This is a genomic window from Elioraea sp., assembly GCF_022842375.1.
Taxonomy (GTDB): domain Bacteria; phylum Pseudomonadota; class Alphaproteobacteria; order Acetobacterales; family Acetobacteraceae; genus Elioraea_A.
In genome coordinates this window covers 70,078-90,138 of record NZ_JALHPR010000018.1, presented here as the reverse complement: position 1 = coordinate 90,138, position 20,061 = coordinate 70,078, and the positions used below count along the sequence as shown (strand labels likewise).

Genomic DNA, 20,061 nt, shown 5'->3' with positions numbered 1-20,061 from the left:
GCGGCTGGCGGCGGCGGGGGCGCGGCACCGGGCGGGGAGAGGGCCGCGCCCGAGAAGAAAGCGCCGCCAGCCGCCGCGAGCGCCGGGTGGTACCGGCCAAGCCCCTCGCGGAGCAGCCCCGCCTGCACCTCCGGGTCGGCAGCGGCACCGCGCGGGGCGAGGCCCCATCCCGTGAGCACCACCCCGCCATCGACGGCAAGCACCGAATCAGGATCGGCCAGCAGCAGCGCGCGGCGGAGCAGGCCCCCCGCATCGGCATCGTCCAGAGCGGGGACGAGGGAGGCGAGGGAAGCGGCGAGCGCGCGTTCCGCCTCGGCCCGCCTGGCGGGCGAGAGGGAGGAGAGTGGAACCGGCTCGCCATCCGCCTCGCCGTACCAGCTGACGGAGGAGGGGGCGCCATCCGCCCCGCGGGTGATGACGGGCTCGGCGAACAGGCCTGGCGAGAGGCCGCGGGCGGAGAGCAGGGCGGCAAGCCGCCCGTGCTGCTCGATCACGGCGCGGCCGCCCTCGGTCACCGGCGCATGGGCCGAGAGGTCGGTTTTCGCGAGAAGGCGCGGCGCTGCCATGGCGAGCCCCGGTGGGAGGTGGAACGGCGTTCGCCGCTACGATACGCGGGCGACCGTGGCGCTTCCACGGCCGTGCTGTGGCGGGAGCGCGGGTCGCACGGACGTGAGCGCTGCTATTTCAGCATGTCGGGCGAGACGAGCCGCGGCAGGAACAGTGCGACGTCGGGCACCAGGATGACGGAGATGAGCACGCCCAGCATCGGCAGCAGCATGATGCACACGTCCTTCAGCACATCACCGATTCGCATCCGGCCGATGGCGCAGGCGATCATCAGGCAGAGCCCGTAGGGTGGCGTGACCAGGCCGAAGGCGAGCGAGATGATGCCGACCATCGCGAAGTGGATCGGCTCCATCCCCGCTGCCGCCGCCAGTGGCTGGAGGATGGTGCCGACGATGATGATCGAGGGGATCGCATCGAGGAAGCAGCCGACGACGAGGAAGGTGGCGGCGATGAAGAAGCCGGTCTGATTGCGTGTCATCTCCCAGGCGCCGACGTTGGAGAGGATCGCTTCCGGGATCTTGTAGTAGGCGAGCAGCCAGCCGAAGGCCGACGCGGTGCCGACGCAGAACAGCGCCGAGGAAGCGAGCCGCCCCGTCTCCAGCAGCGCCTCAGCCGTGCCCTTCAGGTTCAGCTCGCGATAGACGACGAGCGAGAGTGTCGCGGCATAGAGCACGGCGATCGCGGCACTTTCGGTCGGCGTGAACCAGCCGAAGATCTTGCCGCTGATGATGATCATCGGTGTTGCGAGTGCTGGTGCTGCCTTGGCCGCGGCGCAGATGACGTTGCGCAGGGGCTCGCGCGGATAGGTCGGATAGCCGCGCCGCACGGCGTAGGCATGCACGGTCGCCATCTGCACGAGGCCGATGAGCAGGCCCGGGATGATGCCGGCGAGGAACAGCCCGCCGATCGAGACGGTGAGGATGCCGCCCCAGACGATCATGAGGATCGAGGGCGGAATGATCACCGCCATCACCGAGGACACCGCCGTGATCGCGATCGAGAAGGAGAGGTGGTAGCCCTCGCGATGCTGGGCGTGGATGAAGATCTTGCCCTGGCTCGCCGCATCGGCCGTCGATGAGCCGGAAATGCCGGCGAAGAACATCGACAGCACGACGTTGACCTGCGCGAGCCCGCCCGGGAAATGGCCCACCAGTGAGCGCGAGAACGTCATCAGCCGTGTCGTGATGCCGCCGACATTCATCAGGTTCGCGGTCAGCAGGAACAGCGGCACGGCGAGCAGGATGAAGCTGTTGAACGCGTTGAAGGTCTCGCCCAGCAGCATCATCGGCCCGAGCCGCGGCTCGATCAGCGCAATCGGCAGGCAGGCGAGGCCGAGGGCGACCGCCACCGGCACGCGCAGGAACATCAGCGAGAAGAACACGCCGAACAGGATCGTCGCCGCCTCGCCGGACGTCAGCACATTGCCGAGCATCAGAGCTGGCCCGACGACATCGGCCGCTCGCCGATATCCTCGCCGAGATCGCGTCCTGCGATCAGGATGCGGATGTCGCGCCGGATGCGCTGGCCGAGGAAGAGCGTCCACACGACGCCGCTCGCCGGCCAGGCGACGTGGATGAGCCACAGCGGCAACTCGGCCAGTTCGCTGACCCGCCACCAGGCGAACTCGGTGAACTCCCAGCCCCACCAGATGAGCACGACGGCGAACAGCAGCATGCAGAGATCGGCGAAGAGATCGAGCGCCGCCTTGGGCCGCGGTGCGAGAACAGGCCAGATGTCGACGACGAAATGATTGCCCTCGCGCACACCGAGCATCGCACCCAGCATGATCATCCACACAAGGAGGAAACGCGCCATCTCCTCGGTCCAGATGTAATGGGGCAGGATGGCGGTGAAGCGCGAGAAGATCTGCAGGCTCACCGGCAGCACCAGGATGCCGACCGCGAGCGTGACGAACAGGCAGAGCAGCCACGTGAGCAGCCTGTTGAATCGGGCATAGGCGCCGGGTTTCGGCGCGCCGGATCTCTCGGTCGGCACGGTGTCGTCAAGCATGCGGGTGATCCGGCAAGTGGCGCGGGACGGCGCTTCCGCCGCCCCGCTGCCTGGCGGTCAGAGGATCACGGGCCTAGGAAACCAGCCCGTTGATGCGGCCGAGGATGGCTTCGGCGCCAATTTCGCGCGCGTAGGTGGCCATCACCGGATCGACGAGCCGCTTCATCTCGGCGCGGCCGTCGAACGCGATGCGCCTGAGCCGCCCTGCGCTCTCGAGGGCCACGAGCTTCTGCTCGTCCTCGCCGCTTTCGACCTGGCGGCCATAGGCGCCCGCCTCCTTGCCGGCCTGCATCACCGCTGCCTTCAGGTCATCGGGCAGGCGGGCGAAGGTGGCGGAGGAGAAGCAAAGCGGGCGGATCGTGATCGCGTGCTGCGTCATGATCAGGTTCGGCGCAACCTCGAAGAAGCGCATCTGCTCGACGCCAGCTGCCTCGTTCTCGCCGGCCTCGATCACGTTGTTCTGGATCGCGTTGTAGACCTCGTTGTACGCGATGACGGTCGGCGACATCCCGACAGCGCTGAAGGTGCGCGACCAGATCGGCGCACCCTGCACGCGCACCTTGAGGCCGCGCAGCTCGGCCATGTTGCGCACGACCTTGTTGGCGAAGATGTTGCGCACGCCGCCCCCGGCATAGCCGACCAGCATCACCCGCGCGCGCTGTGCCACCTCGTCGGCCACCGGCTTGAACATGTCGGCGTCGAGCACCTTGTTCCAGTGCCCGAGGTCGGAGAACAGGAACGGCGCGTCGATGAAGGGTGCCGCGCGCGAGAACGTCGACATGTGCGCGGGCGAGACGATCGCGTAGTCGACCGCGCGGCCCTGGGCCATGTACTCGAAATACTGCTTCTCGAGGCCGAGCGCGCTGTTCTTGTGCAGAACGAAGTTGATCGGCTTGCCGTAGAGCGCCTTCACGCGCTCCTCGAAGCGCACCATCGACTTGGTGAAGGCGTGGTCGTCGTTGAACTGGCTGGCGCCGTTGAGCGTGATGGCCTGTGCGCTGGCGGTGTGGACCGCGGGTGCCGCAAGTGCGATGCCGCCGAGGCCGGCAAGCAGTGAACGCCTTTTCATGAACGTACTCCCTCATTGATTCGCGCCGGGGTTCGTTCCCGGCTTGCGGGGGAGCATAGGCGAAGCGGCGCGGTTGTGAAACATCACAGTTTCGGCCAGCAGCACGCGTGGCCTTGCTCTAGCGGCCGGCACCGCTCCTGTTCCAGCGCTTCTGCAGCCTGCTGCTCGCACCGATCCGGAGGCTCCGCTCGATGTGCTCGTTCAGGCGGCCGCGGCTCGCGCGGGCCTCATCCTCCTCGGTGTAGACCTCGGGCCATTTCTGCGCGAGCCAGAGATAGGCGGTCAGCAGCTTCGCCGCGCGTTCCGCCTCGGCGAGGTCTCCCGGATCGGACGCGACCACGCGGTCGAGCCGCCGTGGCGGTGCGGGCGGCGCTGCGACAGCCAGTCCGTGCGCGTGCCGGCGTGCCCACATCGTGACCTGGAGGCTTGTCCGCTTGTCGCGCAGGTCAGCCGGGCAACCGAGATAGCCGAGTGCATCGGCAAGCGGCAGGCGCGCGCCCGCGGTGATCTCGGCCATCGTCATCGCGTCGTCGAGCCGGCCGAGCTCGAACCCGCTGGCCGGCCACCGGAAACGCTCGGCCACGATCGTCAGGACGCGGAGCAGGCTCGACACGCCGACCCTCCGGCCGATGTCCAGCAGCTGCTGCTCGCGCGGGAGAACGTGAAGCGGCCCGTTCAACGGCGGCGGTGGGTGTTCGATCGCGTGGCGGATCGTGTCGAGGTCCTCGCCCTCGATGACGCCGACGAAGCCCTCGGGGTAATGGCCGAAGCGGCCCGCCCGCCCCGCGATCTGCCGGATCAGGTGCGGCCCCAACCCGCCATATTTCGTGGTCGCTGCGAACAGGATCCGCCGGATCGGCAGGTTCAGCCCCATGCCGATCGCGTCGGTCGCGACGAGCACCGGGGCCGCGCCGGACCGGAAACGCTCCGCCTCCGCGCGGCGCACATCGGGGCCGAGAGCGCCATAGACCATCGCCGGCGGGCGCTTGCGCGCGATCAGCGCTTCCCTAAGCGCGAATGCATCCCGCCTGGAGAAGCAGACGAGCGCGTCACCAGGTTCCGTCCGCCCGAGGGGAACGGGGTGGTCGATCAGCGTCAGCGGCACCATGCGCTCGAAGCGGCGGATTTCGACGGCCTCTCCCGTCAGCGCGGCAAGCCGCCTGATCAGCGGCTCGGCTTCGGCCGCACCGGCCAGGATCAGCGTGCGCGCCGGCAGGCCGATCACGGCCTGCGTCCAGGCCCAGCCGCGATCCTCGTCGGCGAGCATCTGGATCTCGTCAACGACCGCGACGGCGACCTCGCTCGACAGGTCGGCCATCTCGACCGTGGCGCATACGTGGTGCGAGCCGGGAAGGATGCGCCGCTCCTCGCCTGTCATCAGGCTCGCCTCGATGCCGCGTTCCGCCAGCCGCTCGGTTCCTTCCCAGGCAAGCAGGCGCAGCGGCGCGAGATAGGCGCCGGACGCGGCCTTCGCCAGCACGTCGAACGCGGCGTGGCTCTTGCCGCTGTTGGTCGGCCCCAGCATGGCGATGATGCGGCGGCGGATCGAGCGCGCCTCGGGGAATGACCCGACCCAGCGTCCGAGTGTCAGCGCGCCGACGACCTCCTGCTCATGACGATGGCGCGCCACGAGGTTGAGCTGGGCGAGGCGCTCGCGACGCCATTCCTCGAGCCGCCCTTCGGCGACCGCGCGGGCCGCGTGGTCGATCCCGCCGTCGCTCTCGGCGCGCCGCAGCCGCCCGCGCACCGCCTCGACGAAGACGGAGACGAGGGCGATGTCGTCGAGATCCGGGTCGGCGTCGAGGGCTGACAGGCAGGCTGCGATATCCTCCTTCCGCACGGGCACCCTGAGGCCGTGCAGCAGAAGGTCCAGCCGCGCGCGGGGGGAGGATGGCGAAGGGACGTCCACGGGGGGATGTGTCTGGCAGAACGCGCGAAGGTCAAGCGCTATCGGCGTGACATGGATCAAGCCGGCGGCCTGCGGCGGCGGCGCATACGGCTGATTTCAGCCTGGTGCGATCTGCTCTAGAGTGCCGGACGATGCGAGGGTTGTGTTGAAAAGGCTCGTCCTGGTCCTCCTGCTCATCGGCGGTGCTGCCGGTGCGGGGTGGTGGGCGTTCTCGCGCCCGCCCGCAGTGTCGGCGACCGCGCTGGCCGTCACCGGTCCCGCCGTGCAGGCGGTCTATGCCACCGGCACGGTCGAGCCCGTCACCTGGGCGAGGATCGGCCCGGCGGTGAAGGGCCGCCTCGTCGCCGTCGTCGCCGAGGAAGGGGCCCGGGTCGCGCGCGGCGACGTGCTTGCGAGACTCGACCCCACCATCGTGGAGGGCCAGATCCGCGAGGCCGAGGCGCGCGCCAGCTTCCTGCGCGAGGACGTGACGCGGCTGCGCACCCTGGCCGCGCGCGAGATCATCGCCCGTGCCGCGCTCGACCGTGCCGACAGCGAGGCGCGTGCGGCCGAAGCCGTGGTCGAGACCTTCCGCCGCCGCCTCGACGACACGATCATCCGTTCCCCGATGGCAGGCGTGGTGCTCAGGCGCGACGGCGAAATCGGCGAGGTGATCGACACCACCGCGACGGTGTTCACGATCGGCGAGCCGATCCCGCTGCGCATCACCGCGGAGGTCGACGAGGAGGACATTCCCCGCGTCGCCACCGGCCAGCGCGTGCTGATGCGCGCCGATGCATTCGACGGCCAGGTTCTGCGCGGCACGGTGGCCGAGATCACCCCGGCCGGCGACCCGCGGTTGAAGGTCTATCGCGTGCGCATTGCCCTGCCCGAGGATACGCGGCTTCGCATCGGCATGACGGTCGAGGCCAACATCGTCGTCCGCGAGACCGATGCCGCCGTCCTCGTTCCCGACGGCGCCGTCGCCGATGGCGCCGTCTGGGTGCTGGACGGCGAGCGCGTGCGCCGGGTTCCGGTCGTGGTCGGGGTGCGTGGCGCGCGGCGGATCGAGATCCGCGAGGGGCTGGATGCGGGCGCGCGCGTCGTCGTCGATCCGTCGGCCAAGCTCGTCGATGGCGGGCGCGTTCGCCTGCCCGGCGGCGCGGCGGCGCGCTGAGGGCGGGCGGCGATGCTCCCGCTCGCCGTCACCATCGCCCTCCGTCACCTCGGCAAGCGGCGTCGGCAGACGCTGATCTCGGTCCTCGGCGTGGCCCTCGGCGTCGGCTTCTTCATCGGCATGACGTCGCTGATGCGCGGCTTCCAGACCTATTTCGTCGCGCAGGTGATCGACGTCGCCCCCCACATCACGATCAAGGACGAGTACCGCACGCCGCGCATCCAGCCAGCCGTGCTCGCGCACGAGGATGGCGCGGTGGCGGTCCGCGGCGTGAAGCCGAGGAGCGAGTTGCGCGGCATCCGCGATGCGCGCGCGACCATCGCGGCGCTGGAGGAGTGGCCGGGTGTCGCCGTCGCCCCGGGCCTGCGCGCGGCGGTGCTGCTGCGCTACGGCGCGCGTGACGTAACCGCTACGCTTGCCGGCATCGAGCCCGCGCGCGAGGTGCGCGTCGGCAACATCGAGAAGGACATGATCGCCGGCAAGCTTGATGACCTGCGCTCGACCGCCAACGGCATCATCCTCGGCATCGGGCTTGCCGAACGACTGGGCGCCGGGATGGGCGACACGATCACCGCGACCTCGCCGACCGGTGCCGCCCTGTCGTTCAAGGTGGTGGGCCTCGTCGCCACCGGCATCGCCTCGATCGACAATGGCGAGGCGTCGGTGCTGCTGAAGGTCGCGCAGGTGCTGCAGGGCCGGCCCAACGTGATCAACGCGATCAGGCTCAGGCTCGCCGACGTGACGCAGGCAGAGACGCTCGCGCGGCGGATCGAGCGCGCCTACGGCTACCGCACCGAGAGCTGGGAGGAAGCGAACAAGAACGTGCTGTCGCTGTTCGTGATCCAGAACGGCATCATGTTCAGCGTCGTCGGTGCCATCCTGCTGGTCGCTGCCTTCGGAATCTACTCGATCATCTCCACCGTGGTGCACGAGAAGGCACGCGACATCGCGATCCTGAAGAGCCTCGGCTTCACCGAGGGCGACATCCTGCGCATCTTCACCATCGAGGGGCTGCTGGTCGGCACGGCCGGCGCCATCGCCGGCGCGCTGATCGGCGAGGCGATCATCTTCGGCCTCGGCCAGGTGAAGTTCGAACAGGCCGGCGGCATCATCCGCGGGTCGGGCGGGTTCATCCTCGCGCGCGAGCTCTGGCCCTACATCGCCGGCGGCATCTTCGCCGTGCTCGCCTCCGCCGTCGCTGCCTTCGTGCCTGCACGACGCGCCGCGGCGCTGAACCCGGTCGACATCGTCAGGGGCGCTGCATGACGGCGTTGGTGGAGGCGCGCGGCGTGACCCGCACGCTGCCCGGCGCTGTGCCCGTGACGCTCGTGCGCGACGTGTCGCTCGCCGTGGGACCTGGCGAGTTCGTCGCCATCACCGGGCCGTCCGGGTCGGGCAAGTCCTCGCTCCTCTACCTCCTCGGCCTTCTCGACCGGCCGACGACGGGACAGGTTCTGATCGAGGGCGAGGACACGGCCGGCCTCTCGGCCGGTGCGCTCGCGCGGATCAGGCGGGAGCGGATCGGCTTCGTGTTCCAGTTCCACTTCCTGCTGCCCGAGTTCACCGCGCGCGAGAACCTGCTGGTCCCGATGCGCAGGGCGGGGGGGGAGGAGGCGGCACTTCAGGCCCGTGCCGCCGCGCTGCTGGCCGGCTTCGGCCTTGGCGACGCGATGGACAAGCTGCCCGAGCAACTTTCGGGCGGCATGCGCCAGCGCGTGGCGGTGGCGCGTGCGCTGGCGAACGACCCGGCCCTGCTGCTGGCCGACGAGCCTACCGGCAACCTCGACAGCGCCAATGCAGCGGCGATGTTCGACCTCTTCGGCGAGATCGTCGCCGATGGCAGGCGGAGCATCGTCGTCGTCACGCATGATCCGGTGCTCGCCGGCAGGGCGACGCGCCAGGTGCGGCTGGTCGACGGGCGGGTTGTGTCGGACACCGCCACCGTTCCCGCTTAGGTGGAATTGCTGCCTATCCCTTGAGCAGCTGGGCTCGCTTTAGGCACAGCGGGGTGTGTCGCGCCGCCGCCGGGCATCGCTGGCGCCGCGGCATGAGCGTTGCTATCTCCGCGCGAAGGGAAGCCGCGTCGCGGCAGGGCCGGACCGTCCAGGGAGACAGATCATCATGAGGTTCATTCGCGGCATCGCCGCCGGTATCGCGTTCGGCATCGCGGCCGGGGCGGCCCCTGCCGGGGCGACGGATGTGAAGTTCAGCCTCGACTGGGCATTCCAGGGGCCGCAGGCGCCGTTCATCTTCGCCCTCGAGCGCGGCTTCTTCCGCGACCAGGGCCTGAACGTGACGATGGACCGCGGCTTCGGCTCCGGCGACGTTCCGGTGAAGGTAGCGGCCGGCGCCTACGATGTCGGGATCGCCGACCTGAACCCGACGATCCGCCTCCGCCTCGAGAACGCCGACAGCCCGCTGTTCACCCCGTTTATCATCTATGACGCGACGGCACTCGCGGTGATGACGCTGCGCCGGCAGAACATCGCCTCGCCGCGCGACCTGGTGGGCAAGACGATCGCCGCACCCGAGACCGATGCGGGGCGGCAGCTCTTTCCCGCCTTCGCACGCTCCGTCGGCATCGACCCGGCCTCGGTCCGTTGGCAGACCGTGTCGCCGCAGCTGCGCGAGACCATGCTGGTGCAGGGACAGGCGAACGCGATCACCGGCTTCATCACCTCCGGCATCCTGTCGCTGCGCGCCGCCGGCGTTCCGGCCGCCGACATCGTGACGTGGAAATACGGCGACCATGGCGTCGACCTCTACTCCACCTCCCTCATCGTCACGCGCCGCTGGGCGGAGGCGAACCCGCGGGCGGTGACGGGGCTGATCACGGCGATCGTGCGCGGGCAGAACGAGGCGCGGCGCGACCCAGCGGCGGCGATCGCTGCGCTGAAGCGGCGCGACCCACTGATCAACGAGGCGGTGGAGCGTGAGCGGATGGAGCTCGGCTTCCGCGAGCTCACCTTCACCCCGCATGTGCTCGCCAACGGCTTCGGGAAGGTCGACACGGCGCGGCTGCAGAAGAGCATCGACATCGCGCGCGAGGCCTTCAACATCGCGCGCCCGCTCGCCGCCTCCGACATCTACGATCCGAAATTCCTGCCCGAGGCGGCGGCGCTCAGGGTGCCGCAGTGAGGAGCGGCGCAGGGCACGCGCGGTGAGTGATCCAGCCGCGCGTTTCGTCGCGCTCGAAGGGGTGAGCCTCCGCTACGGCGGGGCGGCGCAGGGGACGCTTGCCGTCCAGGGCCTCGACATCGCCATCCGCCGTGGCGAGTTCGCGGCCGTTGTCGGGCCCTCCGGCTGCGGCAAGTCGACGCTGATGAAACTCGTCACCGGCCTCGCACCGGCAAGCGAGGGGGCCGTGATCGTCGGCGGCCATGAGGTTGCGGGGCCGCTCAAGATCGTCGGCATGGCGTTCCAGAACCCGACGCTCCTGCCCTGGCGCACGACGCTCGACAACGTTCTGCTGCCGCTCGAGATCGTGGAGCCGTACAAGGCGACGTTCCGGCGCGACCGCGAGAAGCATGTCGCGCGGGCACGCGCGCTGCTCGCGACCGTCGGGCTCGCGGGGTTCGAGGGGAAGTATCCGTGGGAGCTCTCGGGCGGGATGCAGCAGCGCGCGAGCCTCTGCCGCTCGCTGATCCACGAGCCTGCGCTGCTGATGCTCGACGAGCCCTTCGCCGCGCTCGACGCCTTCACGCGCGAGGAGCTCTGGGCCGTTCTCCAGGCGCTCTGGATGGAGCGTCGCTTCACCTGCATCCTCGTCACGCATGACCTGCGCGAGGCGGTGTACCTCGCCGACACGGTGCATGTGATGAGCGCGAGGCCAGGCCGGGTGATCGAGACGCGGGTGATCGACCTTCCCCGCCCGCGTGACCTCGACGCGTCCTTCGCACCGGACTTCGTCGAGATCGTGCAGGGTCTGCGCGCGCGTATCGCCGAGGCCCGCGCCGAACAATTGCGGGCTGCCGCATGAGCCCGCGCATGCAGGGCACCGTGCTGCCGTGGCTGGTGGTCGCGGCGATGTTCGTGGTGTGGGAGATCGGCGTGACGGCGGCGGGCCTGCCGCCCTTCGTCCTGCCAGCGCCGTCCGCGGTGTTCGCCGCCTTCGCCGAGTTCTACGGCCCCATCATGGGGCATGCGATGCACACGCTCGGCACCACGCTCGCTGGTTTCGCGCTCTCGGTCGTCGGGGGTGTCGCGCTTGGTGTCGCGGTCGGCTCCTCGGCGGTGGCGTATCGCGCGCTGTTCCCGGTGCTGATCGGGTTCAACTCGATCCCCAAGGTCGCGATCGTTCCGGTGCTGATCATCTGGTTCGGCATCGGCGCGGTGCCGGCCATCATCACCGCCTGCCTGATCAGCTTCTTCCCGATCACGGTGAATGTCGCGACCGGTATCGCCACGGTGGAGCCCGAGCTGCGCGACGTGCTGCGCAGCTTGGGGGCGACGAAGCTCGACATCCTGCGCAAGGTCGGGCTGCCGCGGGCAGCGCCCTATTTCTTCGCCTCGCTCAAGGTTGCGATCACGCTCGCCTTCGTCGGCTCCATCATCTCGGAGACGGTGGGGTCGAACGAGGGGGTGGGCTACCTGATGATCCAGGCTTCCTCGCGCTTCCAGATCCCGCTGGTGTTCGCGGCCCTCCTCGTCGTCGCGGCGATGGGGGTGGCGATGTATCTCGTGTTTGCCGTGATCGAGCGTCGCATGACCTTCTGGGCCACGCGCGGCATCGATGCCGCCTACGCGACGGGGGGCTGAGCGTGGCAGCAAAACGTTACTGGCACGACCTCACCTCGGCCGAGTTCCGCGCGCTCGACCCTGCGCGCACGGTCGCGGTGCTGCCGATCGGGGCGACGGAACAGCACGGGCCGCACCTGACCGTCGCGGTCGACACCACGATCAACGAGGGCATCGTCGCGCGCACGCTCGCACGCCTGCCCGACGACCTCCCCGTGCTCGTGCTGCCGACGCAGGCGATCGGCGTCTCGGTCGAGCATGATCGCTATCCGGGCAGCCTCCATCTCTCGCCCGAGACCGCGATCGCTGCGTGGACCGAGATCGGCGCGGCGGTGGCGGCATCGGGCGTGCGCAAGATCCTGCTGTTCAACTCGCATGGCGGGCAGCCGCAGGCAGCAGAGATCGTCTGCCGCCGCCTGCGCATCCGCCACCGCATGTTCGCCGCCACCTGCATGTGGAACCGCCTCAGCCCGCCGACAGGTCTCGTGCCGGCTGACGAGCTTCGCTTCGGCATCCACGCGGGCCAGGTGGAAACCGCGCTGATGCTCGCCCTCGCGCCCGACCGTGTCCGGCCCGGGAAGCTGCGCGACTTTCCCAACAGCACCGCGGCGTGGGACGGCAACGCAGGGCTTCGCGCCGGCGGGGCCGTCGCCTTCGGCTGGCAGGCGCAGGACCTGAACACGGACGGTGCCGTCGGCAACGCAGCGGCAGCAACGGCTGAACTCGGCGAAGCGGTGCTCGACCGCGCGGCGGCCGGGCTTGCCGGGCTGCTGGCCGAGATCGCAGCGCTCGACAGCGAGGCCTGGCTCAAGGAGGGCCCCGATGCCTGAGCCGATCTCCGATCGCATCGCCGCCCTGCTCGACGACCTCGGTGGCATCGAGGCCGAGACCGATCCGGTTCTCGTCCGCCTCAAGAGCCGCGATTTCTACTGGTACAGCCCCGTGCTGAAGCCGCAGCTCGACGGCAAGCGCGGCGAGGTGGTGGTGCGGCCGAAGGACGAGGCGGAGGTTCTCGCCATCCTCGCCGCGTGCGTGCGGCATCGCATCCCCGTTGTGCCGCGCGGGGGAGGGACGGGCAATTACGGCCAGGCCGTTCCCCTCGAAGGCGGCGTGATCCTCGACATGACGGCGATGAGCCGCATCCTCTCCTTCGCCGATGGCATCGCCGAGGTCGAGGCGGGGGCGACGCTCATGCAGGTCGATGCCTGGGCGCGGCAGCAGGGCTGGGAGCTTCGCCTCTGGCCATCGACCAAGCGCACCGCGACGGTGGGCGGCTTCGTCGGCGGTGGTGGGGCGGGCATCGGCGGCATCGCGCACGGCACGCTGCGTGAGCCGGGCAACCTCGCTGGCGTGACCATTGCGACCATGGAAGAATCGCCTCGGATGATCGACCTTGCCTGGGGCAAGGCGGCACCGGTGAACCACTGCTTCGGCACCACCGGCGTGATCACCCGCGTGCGCCTGCCGCTGGCCCCGGCCATGGCCTGGCGCGACCTTGCCATCAGCTTCCCCGACTTCGCCGCGGCCGCTGCCTTCGGCCTCGCACTTGGCATGGCGGACGGTATCCCGAAGAAGATGTGCGCGGTGATCGACTGGCCGCTGCCCTCCTTCTTCAAGGGCCTCGCGGAACTGCTGCCGGAGGGTCGGCCGATCGTTCTCGCCATGGTCGGGCCCTGCGGGATGGGGGCGGTGGCTGACCTCGTCGCCACCCATGGCGGCGAGATCGAGGCCGAGCAGGATTTCGCCACCGCAGAGGCCGCGAACGAGCTCACGCCCTTCTACGAATACACCTGGAACCACACCACGCTGCACGTGCTGAAGCGCGACAAGGGCATCACCTACCTGCAATGCCTGTTCCCGCCGGGCCGCACGCTCGAGGCCGTCGCGCGCCTCCGTGACCGTTTCGCTGGCGAGATGTGGATGCACACCGAGGTGGCCCGCTTCGGCGGCCAGGTGACGATGAGCGCGCTGCCCGTCATCCGCTGGACCACGCGCGAGAGGCTGTGGGAGATCATCGCCGCCTGCGAGGCCGATGGCGTCGCGGTCGCGAACCCCCATGTCTACACGCTCGAGGAGGGGGCGCGGTGGAAGCTCGTGGGCGCCGACAGGCTTGCCTTCAAGCGCGAGGTTGATCCATACGGTCTGCTCAATCCCGGCAAGATGACGAGCTTCTCGCCCGTGGGAGGCAAGGACGCGGCATGAGTGACGTTGGCGGCTTGCTCACGGCGCTGGGCGACATCCCGGTCGAGACCGATCGCGCGCTGGTGCGGCAGAAATCGCGCGATTTCTTCTGGTACTCGCCGGTGCTGAAGCGGCAGCTCGACAAGCTCTCGGCCGAGGCGGTGGTGACGCCGCGGAGCGAGGCCGAACTCGCGCGCGTCCTCTCCGCCGCCGTGCGCCACCGCGTGCCGGTCACGCCGCGCGGGGCAGGGACGGGGAACTACGGCCAGGCGATGCCGCTGAAGGGCGGCGTTGTGCTCGACCTCTCCGCCCTCGACCGGGTGCTGTGGACGCGGCCCGGCGTGCTGCGCGCGCAGTGCGGTGCGAAGCTGATCGACATCGATGCCGCGGCGCGTGCGGCCGTCGGCGGCGAGCTCCGCTTCCACCCCTCGACGCGGCGGACGGCGACGATCGGCGGCTTCATCGCGGGTGGCTCGTCGGGCATCGGCTCCTGCACCTGGGGCATCCTGCGCGAGCCAGGCAACATCCTCGGCCTCCGGCTGATGACGATGGAGGAGACCCCACGCATCCTCGAGCTCCGCGGCCCTGACATCCAGAAGGCGAACCACGCCTACGGCACCAACGGCATCATCACCGAGGTGGAGATGCCGCTTGCACCGGCGTGGGACTGGGTGGACGTGATGGCGGGGTTCGACACGCTGGCCGATGCCGCGCGCTTCGCCGATGGGATCATGCGGCAGGACGGCATCGCCAAGAAGCTCGTCTCGGTGATCGCCGCCCCCGTGGCGCAGAAGCACTTCAAGGCGTTCGACGGCGCGATCCCGGCGGGCCAGGCGATCGTGCTTCTGATGATCGCAGCCCCGTTCCTTGAGCTCCTGCCCGGGCTTCTGGACGCCGCCGGCGGCACCGAGCTCTATCGTTCACCCACCGATGATGCCGCCGTGCCGCTCTACGAGCACAGCTGGAACCACACGACGCTCCAGGTGCTCAAGACCGACCGCACCGTCACCTATCTCCAGACTCTGTTTCCCGCCCCCGATCATCTCGCCAAGGTCGCGGAGATGGACGCTCTGTTCGGTGACGAGGTGCCGATGCACCTGGAGTTCGTGAAGCTCGGCGGAGCCATCGCCTGCTTCGGGCTTCAACTCGTGCGCTTCACCACCGAGGCACGACTGGCCGAGATCATCGCCGCGCACGAGGCGGCGGGCTGCCCCATCTTCAACCCGCATGTCTTCACGCTGGAGGAAGGCGGCATGAAGAAGGTCGACACGCTGCAGCTTGCCTTCAAGCGGGAGGCCGACCCGCATGGCCTGCTGAACCCCGGCAAGATGCTCGCCTGGGACGATCCGGAGTGGACGCCGCGCGACCAGGTCCACCTGTTCGAGGCCACGCCTTAAGCGTGCGCAGCGCCCGTCAGCACCGCCATGTCCTCGGCGTCGAGCGGAACCGGCGTGCCGCGGCGGATCAGGGCGGCGAAATCCTCGTCCGGCACCATCAGCGTGAGGCAGTAGAGGCGGCCTGGGCCCGTATTTGCGATCACGTGCTCCGTGCCCGGCGGCACGGCCAGAACGCTGCCGGGGCTCAGCGGGATCGTCCTGTCGCCCAGCCGCGCCTCGCCTTCGCCGCGCAGCACGAGGAACGCTTCGGTCGCGCGGTGGTGCATATTGGGCGGCGTCGCCCCGCCGGGGCCGAAGATCTCGACCACGAGCGTGAAGCCGACGCCGTCGCTGGGGTCGAGCAGGCAGGCGAACCAGTTCGTATCGCCCTCGCTGATCCGGTAGCCGACGAGGCCAGAGGCGTGGCGGGCGATGATCATAGGTGGCTCCGATGAAGGTGCTGGTCGTCTATTGCCATCCGCGCGAGGACAGCTTCTGCGCCGCCCTGCGCGATGCCGTCATGGCCGGCCTCGCTGCCTCCGGCCATGTGGCCGAGCTGATCGATCTCTACGCGGAAGGGTTCGTCCCCGCGCTGACGGGGGAGGAGCGTGGCCGCTACCACGACGTGTCCACGAACACCGCCGGCGTCGAGCGGCATGTGGAGGCGCTGCGACAGGCCGACGCGCTGGTGCTCGTCTACCCAACCTGGTGGTACGGGATGCCCGCGATGCTGAAGGGCTGGTTCGACCGCATCTGGCTCCCAGGCGTTGCATTCCATATCGGCCCCGGTGCGATCGAGCCGCGGTTGACGAACATCCGCCGCATCGCCGTCGTCACAACCTACGGCTCGCCCTGGTGGCTGCTGTGGGTGATCGGGCGGCCTGACCGCAAGGTGATGGGCCGTGCGCTGCGGCGGCTCTGCGCCAAGGGCTGCACGCTCGACTGGCTGAGCCAGACGCGGATGGACCATGTGCCGAAAGCAACCCTCACGCGCTTCCTCGATCGCGTGAAGGCGCATTTCAGCCGCTGGTAGCGGGCGCGACGAGGGCGTCGAGCTCGGCATAGTCCGGCAACGTCGTATCGATCGCCCGCCCGCGCCGGAGCACGATGCGGTCGGATTGCTGCCGGGCGAGCGCCTCGTGCCAGGCGCGCGCGCGCAGCAGCACGAGGTCGGCCACGGCACCTTCGCGGATCGTTCCCTCATGCCCCATCAGCCCGGCGGGTGTGGCGCTCACCGCGTCGTGCCAGGGGGCAATTGGCGTGTCGAGATGGGCGATGCGCACCGCCTCGCGGAACACCTCCAGCATGTCGTGGTCGCCCCACGCATAGAACGGGTCGCGGCAATTGTCGGATGCGACCGAGACGGGAACCCCGGCGGCGGCCAGCTCGTGCAGCAGCGTGACGCCGCGCCAGCGTGGCGTGCGTCCCGCCAGGCGCCCTTGCAGGTACATGTTGCACATCGGCAATGAGACGACGCTGATGCCGGCCTCCGCGACGAGGCGGATCGTGTCCTCGATCACCTCGGGTGTTTGCAACGCGAGCGAGCAGATGTGGCCGACCTGGATGCGCCCCTTGAAGCGGCGGCGGATGGCGGTGCGCGCGATGAGCTGAAGGGTAGCGGAGGCTGTCTCGCCGCTCTCGTCGACATGCAGGTCGAGGTCGAGGCCACGTGCCTCGGCCAGCGCGAAACAGTGATCGAGCAGGTCCTGGAAGCCCGGCGGGATGGCGTCATCGCCCTGGCCATCGAGGCGGGTGACGAAGCCCATGATGCCGCCATGGTCGGCGACGAGATCGGCGATGGCGCGGCCCTCGTCGGCGGCGAAGCGATCGATCGGGCAGATGCTGACACCTTCGAGCGCGATCCGCCCCGCCCAGGCTTCGCGCAGGCGCGAGAACACGGCCCAGGTGTTGGCCCCGTGCGGCAGGTAGGTGTCGAGATGCGTGCGGATCGCGCCGGTGCCGTGCGCGAAGGAGCAGCGGAGGCCGAAATCGAAGCGGCGCTCCATGTCCTCGGGCGACCATGAGCGTTCGCGGTCACCCATCACCGCGGTGAGCGCGCCAATGAACGTGCCGTCCGGGTTCGGGCTGCGCGGCCAGATATGGCCCTTGTCGAGATGGGTGTGGATGTCGGTGAAACAGGGCAGCACCATGCCGCCGCGAAGGTCAGCGCCACCCTCGCCGGTGCCGGCGGGGGCGAGGGCCGCGATCATCCCGTCGGCGATGTGGATATCGGCGCGCGTGCCGTCAGGCAGCGTGGCGTTGCGGAGCCAGTACGATGGCGCTACGGGAATCGTGGTCCACATCGCTCACCCTTCCTTTCTCATCGCACTCTCGTGCCAGCGGCGAAGTGCGAGGTGCTGCACGAGGCCGAGGGCCAGGAAGATCGCGATGCCGGTGAGGCAGATGAGGAAGAGGGCGGCGAACATGCGGGGGATCTGCAGCTGGTACCCGGCCTCGAGGATGCGGTAGGCGAGGCCCGACGCGCGCCCGCCGGTGCCGGCCACGAACTCCGCCACGATCGCCCCGATCAGCGCGAGCCCGCCCGATATGCGAAGGCCCGAGAGGAAATAGGGCATCGCGGCGGGAAGCCGAAGGAAGATCAGCGTCTGGAACCGCGTGGCGCGGTAGAGGCGGAACAGGTCGACCAGGTTGTGGTCGACGCTGTTGAGGCCGAGCGTGGTGTTCGACAGGATCGGGAAGAAGGCGACGATCCAGGCGCAGATGAGCAGGGCCAGGCGGATGTCGTCGACCCAGATGATGATCAGCGGCGCGATCGCCACGATCGGCGTCACCTGCAGCACGACCGCATAGGGGAACAGCGACAGCTCCACCCATTTCGATTGCGCGAACAGCACCGCGAGCGCGAGGCCGGCTGCGGCCGCGACGATGAGTGCTGCGAAGGTGATCTGCAACGTGATCCCGAGCGAGACGGAGAGGGAGGGCCAGTCGCGCAGCAGGGCGGCCCAGATCACCGAGGGCGGCGGCAGGATGTAGACCGGCACCTCGTTCGCGCGCACCGCCCATTCCCAGGCGCCGAGCGAGAGCGCGCCGATGAGGATCGGCATCAGGATGCGGGGCCAGAGCTCCGCCGGCAGGAACAGGACCCGCCGCACCGGCTCGGGGCGCGGTGCGTCATCGACACCCGTCATGCCGCCCCCCGGTGCGCGATCGCCTCGCCAAGGGCGAGGCTGACGGTACGGCAGACAGCGGCATACTCGGCCGAGGTACGGAATGCCTCGCCGCGCGGGTACGGGGCGGGCACGCCGACCTCCCTCTCGATCCGCCCCGGCCGTGCCGCCATCACCGCGATGCGGCGGGAGAGGTAGACGCTCTCGAACACGGAATGGGTGACGAACACGACGGTGAACCCCGTCTCCTGCCAGATCTCGAGCAGATCGTTGTTCAGGCGGAACCGCGTGATCTCGTCGAGTGCTGCGAAGGGCTCGTCCATCAGCAGGATGTCGGGGCGGGTGACGAGCGCGCGGGCGATCGAGACCCGCATGCGCATCCCGCCCGAGAGCGCGCGGGGATAGGTACGCTCGAACCCGGCAAGTCCGACGCGGGCAAGCGCGCCGGCGGCGCGGTCCTCGCGCTCCGACCGCGGCATGCCTTCGAGCTTCAGCGGCAGCGCGGCGTTGGACAGCGCCGATGACCAGGGCAGCAATGTCGGCTCCTGGAACACGAAGCCGAGGCGCGGTTGCGCCGCGCCCCGCGCATCGTGCGGAGAAGCCGGCCAGTCGATCGTGCCGGAGGAGGGCGCGATCAGGCCTGCGATCATGCGCAGCAACGTCGACTTGCCGCAGCCGGAGGGACCGAGGAGCGAGAGGAACTCCCCGCGCGGGATGTCGAGGTTGACGCCGCGGACGGCAAGCGTTCCCGTTGCGTAGCGTTTCTCGACCCCCTGCAGCGCGACGAGCGGGCGCCCAGGGGGCGCTGGGGGCGGCACCCCGGCCAGAGTGCCGCCCTCGGGCATCAGAGGCCGACCCGCTTGTTCACGAAGTCGAGGCTGTAGGCGTTCTCGATCGCCATGCCGGCGGGATAGACGCCGGCCCCCACCATCGTGTCGTAGAAGCGCTTCCAGCGCTCCGCCGTCATCGCGCCGATGCCGAGGCGCTCGGCGTCGCCCGACAGCACGATGCCATTGCGGTTCATCGAATCGATCGCGTAGTCGATCTTCGCCTGCGTCATCTCCGGGTTGTCGCGGATGATGAGCGCGTTCGCAGCCCCGGTGTCCTGCTTCCTCATGTACTGCGACCAGCCCTCGAGCGTGGCGTTGACGAAGCGCTGCACGAGGTCGCGCTTCTCCGTGATCATCCGCCGCGAGGCCTCGATCGTCGTCTGGTAGTTCTCGTAGCCGGCATCGGCGATCAGGAACACCTTCGGCTTGGCGCCCGCCTCTCGCGCGGCGAAGGGCTCGGAGGACAGGAACCCCTGCTGGATCGCCATCCTGTCCTGGAGGAACGGCGCGAGGTTGAAGGTGTAGGGGCGGATCTGTTCGTCACGGAAGCCGAACTTCGCACGCAGGAACGGCCAGTAGGTGACGCGGCCGGCAGCCCCGATCAGGATCGGGCGGCCGCGCATGTCCTCGAAGCCGTTGATGCCGTTGCCCTCGTGCGTCATCAGCACCTGGGGGTCCTTCTGGAAGATCGCGCCGATCGCCAGGAAGGGGATGTTCTCGCGCACGTAGTTCAGCGCCTGGAACCCGTTGGACATGATCATGTCCACCCGCCCGGCGAGCAGGAGCTGGGCCGGGTTCTGCTGCGGCCCGCCCATCCTGATCTCGGCGTCGATGCCGGCACGGCGATAGAGGCCGGCGGCCAGCGCCTGGTAGTAGCCGCCATGCTCGGCCTGGGCGCGCCAGTCGGTCTGGAAGATCACCTTGTCGAGCGTCTGCGCCCGGATGCCGCGCGCACCGGGAAGGGCGACGAGGGCGGCACCGGCCGCGAGGCCGAGTGCGCGGCGGGTCAGGACGGACGGGTTGATCACATAGCGCGTCTTCATGGGGGTGTTCTCCTGCCGGGAATGTCGTTGGTGCGAAAGTGTGGGGCGTGCCGCG

General features: G+C 69.5%; 20 protein-coding genes. 10 read left to right on the top strand and 10 right to left on the bottom strand.

Annotation, left to right across the window (positions count from 1 at the left end; translation table 11 throughout):
- The 5 genes from Q0C38_RS15465 to Q0C38_RS15445 form a co-directional block, all read right to left on the bottom strand.
- A partial coding sequence (locus Q0C38_RS15465; protein ID WP_291298007.1) for a hypothetical protein occupies window positions 1-566 on the bottom strand: 566 nt, incomplete at its 3' end.
- Window positions 567-679: 113 nt separating this feature from the next.
- Window positions 680-1,999, bottom strand: coding sequence for a TRAP transporter large permease (locus Q0C38_RS15460; protein ID WP_291298006.1), 1,320 nt, complete (start codon window positions 1,997-1,999; stop codon window positions 680-682).
- Entirely contained in the window at window positions 1,999-2,577 is a 579-nt protein-coding gene (locus Q0C38_RS15455) for a TRAP transporter small permease (RefSeq protein ID WP_291298005.1), read from the bottom strand. The genes Q0C38_RS15460 and Q0C38_RS15455 overlap by 1 nt, the downstream gene beginning before the upstream one ends.
- Window positions 2,578-2,650: 73 nt before the next feature.
- Window positions 2,651-3,646 (bottom strand): TRAP transporter substrate-binding protein, encoded by a 996-nt coding sequence (locus tag Q0C38_RS15450; RefSeq protein WP_291298004.1) that lies wholly within the window; start codon window positions 3,644-3,646, stop codon window positions 2,651-2,653.
- A 118-nt stretch (window positions 3,647-3,764) separates the two neighbouring features.
- Window positions 3,765-5,555, bottom strand: coding sequence for a helicase-related protein (locus tag Q0C38_RS15445; protein ID WP_291298003.1), 1,791 nt, complete (start codon window positions 5,553-5,555; stop codon window positions 3,765-3,767).
- Between the two features lie 145 nt (window positions 5,556-5,700).
- Here Q0C38_RS15445 and Q0C38_RS15440 point away from each other — a divergent pair, with 145 nt between their 5' ends.
- The 9 genes from Q0C38_RS15440 to Q0C38_RS15400 all read left to right on the top strand — a co-directional run bounded on the left by Q0C38_RS15440 (window position 5,701) and on the right by Q0C38_RS15400 (window position 15,026).
- Complete coding sequence (locus tag Q0C38_RS15440; RefSeq protein ID WP_291298002.1) at window positions 5,701-6,711, top strand: efflux RND transporter periplasmic adaptor subunit; 1,011 nt, start codon at window positions 5,701-5,703, stop codon at window positions 6,709-6,711.
- 12 nt (window positions 6,712-6,723) lie between these two features.
- Complete coding sequence (locus Q0C38_RS15435) at window positions 6,724-7,977, top strand: ABC transporter permease (protein ID WP_291298001.1); 1,254 nt, start codon at window positions 6,724-6,726, stop codon at window positions 7,975-7,977.
- Entirely contained in the window at window positions 7,974-8,666 is a 693-nt protein-coding gene (locus Q0C38_RS15430) for an ABC transporter ATP-binding protein (protein WP_291298000.1), read from the top strand. The genes Q0C38_RS15435 and Q0C38_RS15430 overlap by 4 nt, the downstream gene beginning before the upstream one ends.
- Before the next feature lie 166 nt (window positions 8,667-8,832).
- On the top strand, window positions 8,833-9,849 hold the full coding sequence (locus Q0C38_RS15425; protein WP_291297999.1) for an ABC transporter substrate-binding protein: 1,017 nt from the start codon (window positions 8,833-8,835) through the stop codon (window positions 9,847-9,849).
- 22 nt (window positions 9,850-9,871) lie between these two features.
- Window positions 9,872-10,690 carry an ABC transporter ATP-binding protein gene (locus Q0C38_RS15420; protein WP_291297998.1) on the top strand — a complete coding sequence of 273 codons (819 nt, stop codon included), beginning with the start codon at window positions 9,872-9,874 and terminating at the stop codon, window positions 10,688-10,690.
- An 8-nt stretch (window positions 10,691-10,698) separates the two neighbouring features.
- Complete coding sequence (locus Q0C38_RS15415) at window positions 10,699-11,469, top strand: ABC transporter permease (RefSeq protein WP_366937274.1); 771 nt, start codon at window positions 10,699-10,701, stop codon at window positions 11,467-11,469.
- Between the two features lie 2 nt (window positions 11,470-11,471).
- Entirely contained in the window at window positions 11,472-12,278 is an 807-nt protein-coding gene (locus Q0C38_RS15410; protein ID WP_291297997.1) for a creatininase family protein, read from the top strand.
- A complete protein-coding gene (locus Q0C38_RS15405) occupies window positions 12,271-13,650 on the top strand; it encodes an FAD-binding oxidoreductase (protein ID WP_291297996.1) in 1,380 nt (459 codons plus the stop codon). The genes Q0C38_RS15410 and Q0C38_RS15405 overlap by 8 nt, the downstream gene beginning before the upstream one ends.
- Window positions 13,647-15,026 (top strand): FAD-binding oxidoreductase, encoded by a 1,380-nt coding sequence (locus tag Q0C38_RS15400; RefSeq protein WP_291297995.1) that lies wholly within the window; start codon window positions 13,647-13,649, stop codon window positions 15,024-15,026. Before Q0C38_RS15405 ends, Q0C38_RS15400 begins: the two co-directional genes overlap by 4 nt.
- Here Q0C38_RS15400 and Q0C38_RS15395 read toward each other — a convergent pair.
- Entirely contained in the window at window positions 15,023-15,445 is a 423-nt protein-coding gene (locus tag Q0C38_RS15395; protein ID WP_291297994.1) for a cupin domain-containing protein, read from the bottom strand. The two genes, Q0C38_RS15400 and Q0C38_RS15395, sit on opposite strands and share 4 nt — an antisense overlap.
- An 11-nt stretch (window positions 15,446-15,456) precedes the next feature.
- Here Q0C38_RS15395 and Q0C38_RS15390 point away from each other — a divergent pair, with 11 nt between their 5' ends.
- On the top strand, window positions 15,457-16,038 hold the full coding sequence (locus tag Q0C38_RS15390) for an NAD(P)H-dependent oxidoreductase (RefSeq protein ID WP_291297993.1): 582 nt from the start codon (window positions 15,457-15,459) through the stop codon (window positions 16,036-16,038).
- Here Q0C38_RS15390 and Q0C38_RS15385 read toward each other — a convergent pair.
- From Q0C38_RS15385 to Q0C38_RS15370, 4 genes are read right to left on the bottom strand one after another with little or no spacing between them, the layout of a single operon-like run.
- Window positions 16,025-17,308, bottom strand: a complete 1,284-nt coding sequence (locus Q0C38_RS15385; protein WP_291297992.1) for a cytosine deaminase — start codon at window positions 17,306-17,308, stop codon at window positions 16,025-16,027. The genes Q0C38_RS15390 and Q0C38_RS15385 overlap by 14 nt on opposite strands.
- A 3-nt stretch (window positions 17,309-17,311) precedes the next feature.
- Complete coding sequence (locus Q0C38_RS15380) at window positions 17,312-18,154, bottom strand: ABC transporter permease (protein ID WP_291297991.1); 843 nt, start codon at window positions 18,152-18,154, stop codon at window positions 17,312-17,314.
- Window positions 18,151-18,978 carry an ABC transporter ATP-binding protein gene (locus Q0C38_RS15375; RefSeq protein WP_291297990.1) on the bottom strand — a complete coding sequence of 276 codons (828 nt, stop codon included), beginning with the start codon at window positions 18,976-18,978 and terminating at the stop codon, window positions 18,151-18,153. Before Q0C38_RS15375 ends, Q0C38_RS15380 begins: the two co-directional genes overlap by 4 nt.
- A complete protein-coding gene (locus tag Q0C38_RS15370) occupies window positions 18,978-20,006 on the bottom strand; it encodes an ABC transporter substrate-binding protein (RefSeq protein WP_291297989.1) in 1,029 nt (342 codons plus the stop codon). The genes Q0C38_RS15375 and Q0C38_RS15370 overlap by 1 nt, the downstream gene beginning before the upstream one ends.
- Between the last annotated feature and the right edge of the window lie 55 nt (window positions 20,007-20,061).

Bases quoted from the DNA above. Each gene is read 5' to 3' on its own strand.
- Q0C38_RS15375 (WP_291297990.1), bottom strand. From the start codon at position 18,978: ATGCCCGAGGGCGGCACTCTGGCCGGGGTGCCGCCCCCAGCGCCCCCT.
- Q0C38_RS15430 (WP_291298000.1), top strand. From the start codon at position 7,974: ATGACGGCGTTGGTGGAGGCGCGCGGCGTGACCCGCACGCTGCCCGGC.
- Q0C38_RS15390 (WP_291297993.1), top strand. From the start codon at position 15,457: ATGAAGGTGCTGGTCGTCTATTGCCATCCGCGCGAGGACAGCTTCTGC.
- Q0C38_RS15415 (WP_366937274.1), top strand. From the start codon at position 10,699: ATGCAGGGCACCGTGCTGCCGTGGCTGGTGGTCGCGGCGATGTTCGTG.
- Q0C38_RS15380 (WP_291297991.1), bottom strand. From the start codon at position 18,154: ATGACGGGTGTCGATGACGCACCGCGCCCCGAGCCGGTGCGGCGGGTC.
- Q0C38_RS15400 (WP_291297995.1), top strand. From the start codon at position 13,647: ATGAGTGACGTTGGCGGCTTGCTCACGGCGCTGGGCGACATCCCGGTC.
- Q0C38_RS15435 (WP_291298001.1), top strand. From the start codon at position 6,724: ATGCTCCCGCTCGCCGTCACCATCGCCCTCCGTCACCTCGGCAAGCGG.
- Q0C38_RS15425 (WP_291297999.1), top strand. From the start codon at position 8,833: ATGAGGTTCATTCGCGGCATCGCCGCCGGTATCGCGTTCGGCATCGCG.
- Q0C38_RS15460 (WP_291298006.1), bottom strand. From the start codon at position 1,999: ATGCTCGGCAATGTGCTGACGTCCGGCGAGGCGGCGACGATCCTGTTC.
- Q0C38_RS15370 (WP_291297989.1), bottom strand. From the start codon at position 20,006: ATGAAGACGCGCTATGTGATCAACCCGTCCGTCCTGACCCGCCGCGCA.
- Q0C38_RS15395 (WP_291297994.1), bottom strand. From the start codon at position 15,445: ATGATCATCGCCCGCCACGCCTCTGGCCTCGTCGGCTACCGGATCAGC.
- Q0C38_RS15450 (WP_291298004.1), bottom strand. From the start codon at position 3,646: ATGAAAAGGCGTTCACTGCTTGCCGGCCTCGGCGGCATCGCACTTGCG.
- Q0C38_RS15455 (WP_291298005.1), bottom strand. From the start codon at position 2,577: ATGCTTGACGACACCGTGCCGACCGAGAGATCCGGCGCGCCGAAACCC.
- Q0C38_RS15385 (WP_291297992.1), bottom strand. From the start codon at position 17,308: ATGTGGACCACGATTCCCGTAGCGCCATCGTACTGGCTCCGCAACGCC.
- Q0C38_RS15405 (WP_291297996.1), top strand. From the start codon at position 12,271: ATGCCTGAGCCGATCTCCGATCGCATCGCCGCCCTGCTCGACGACCTC.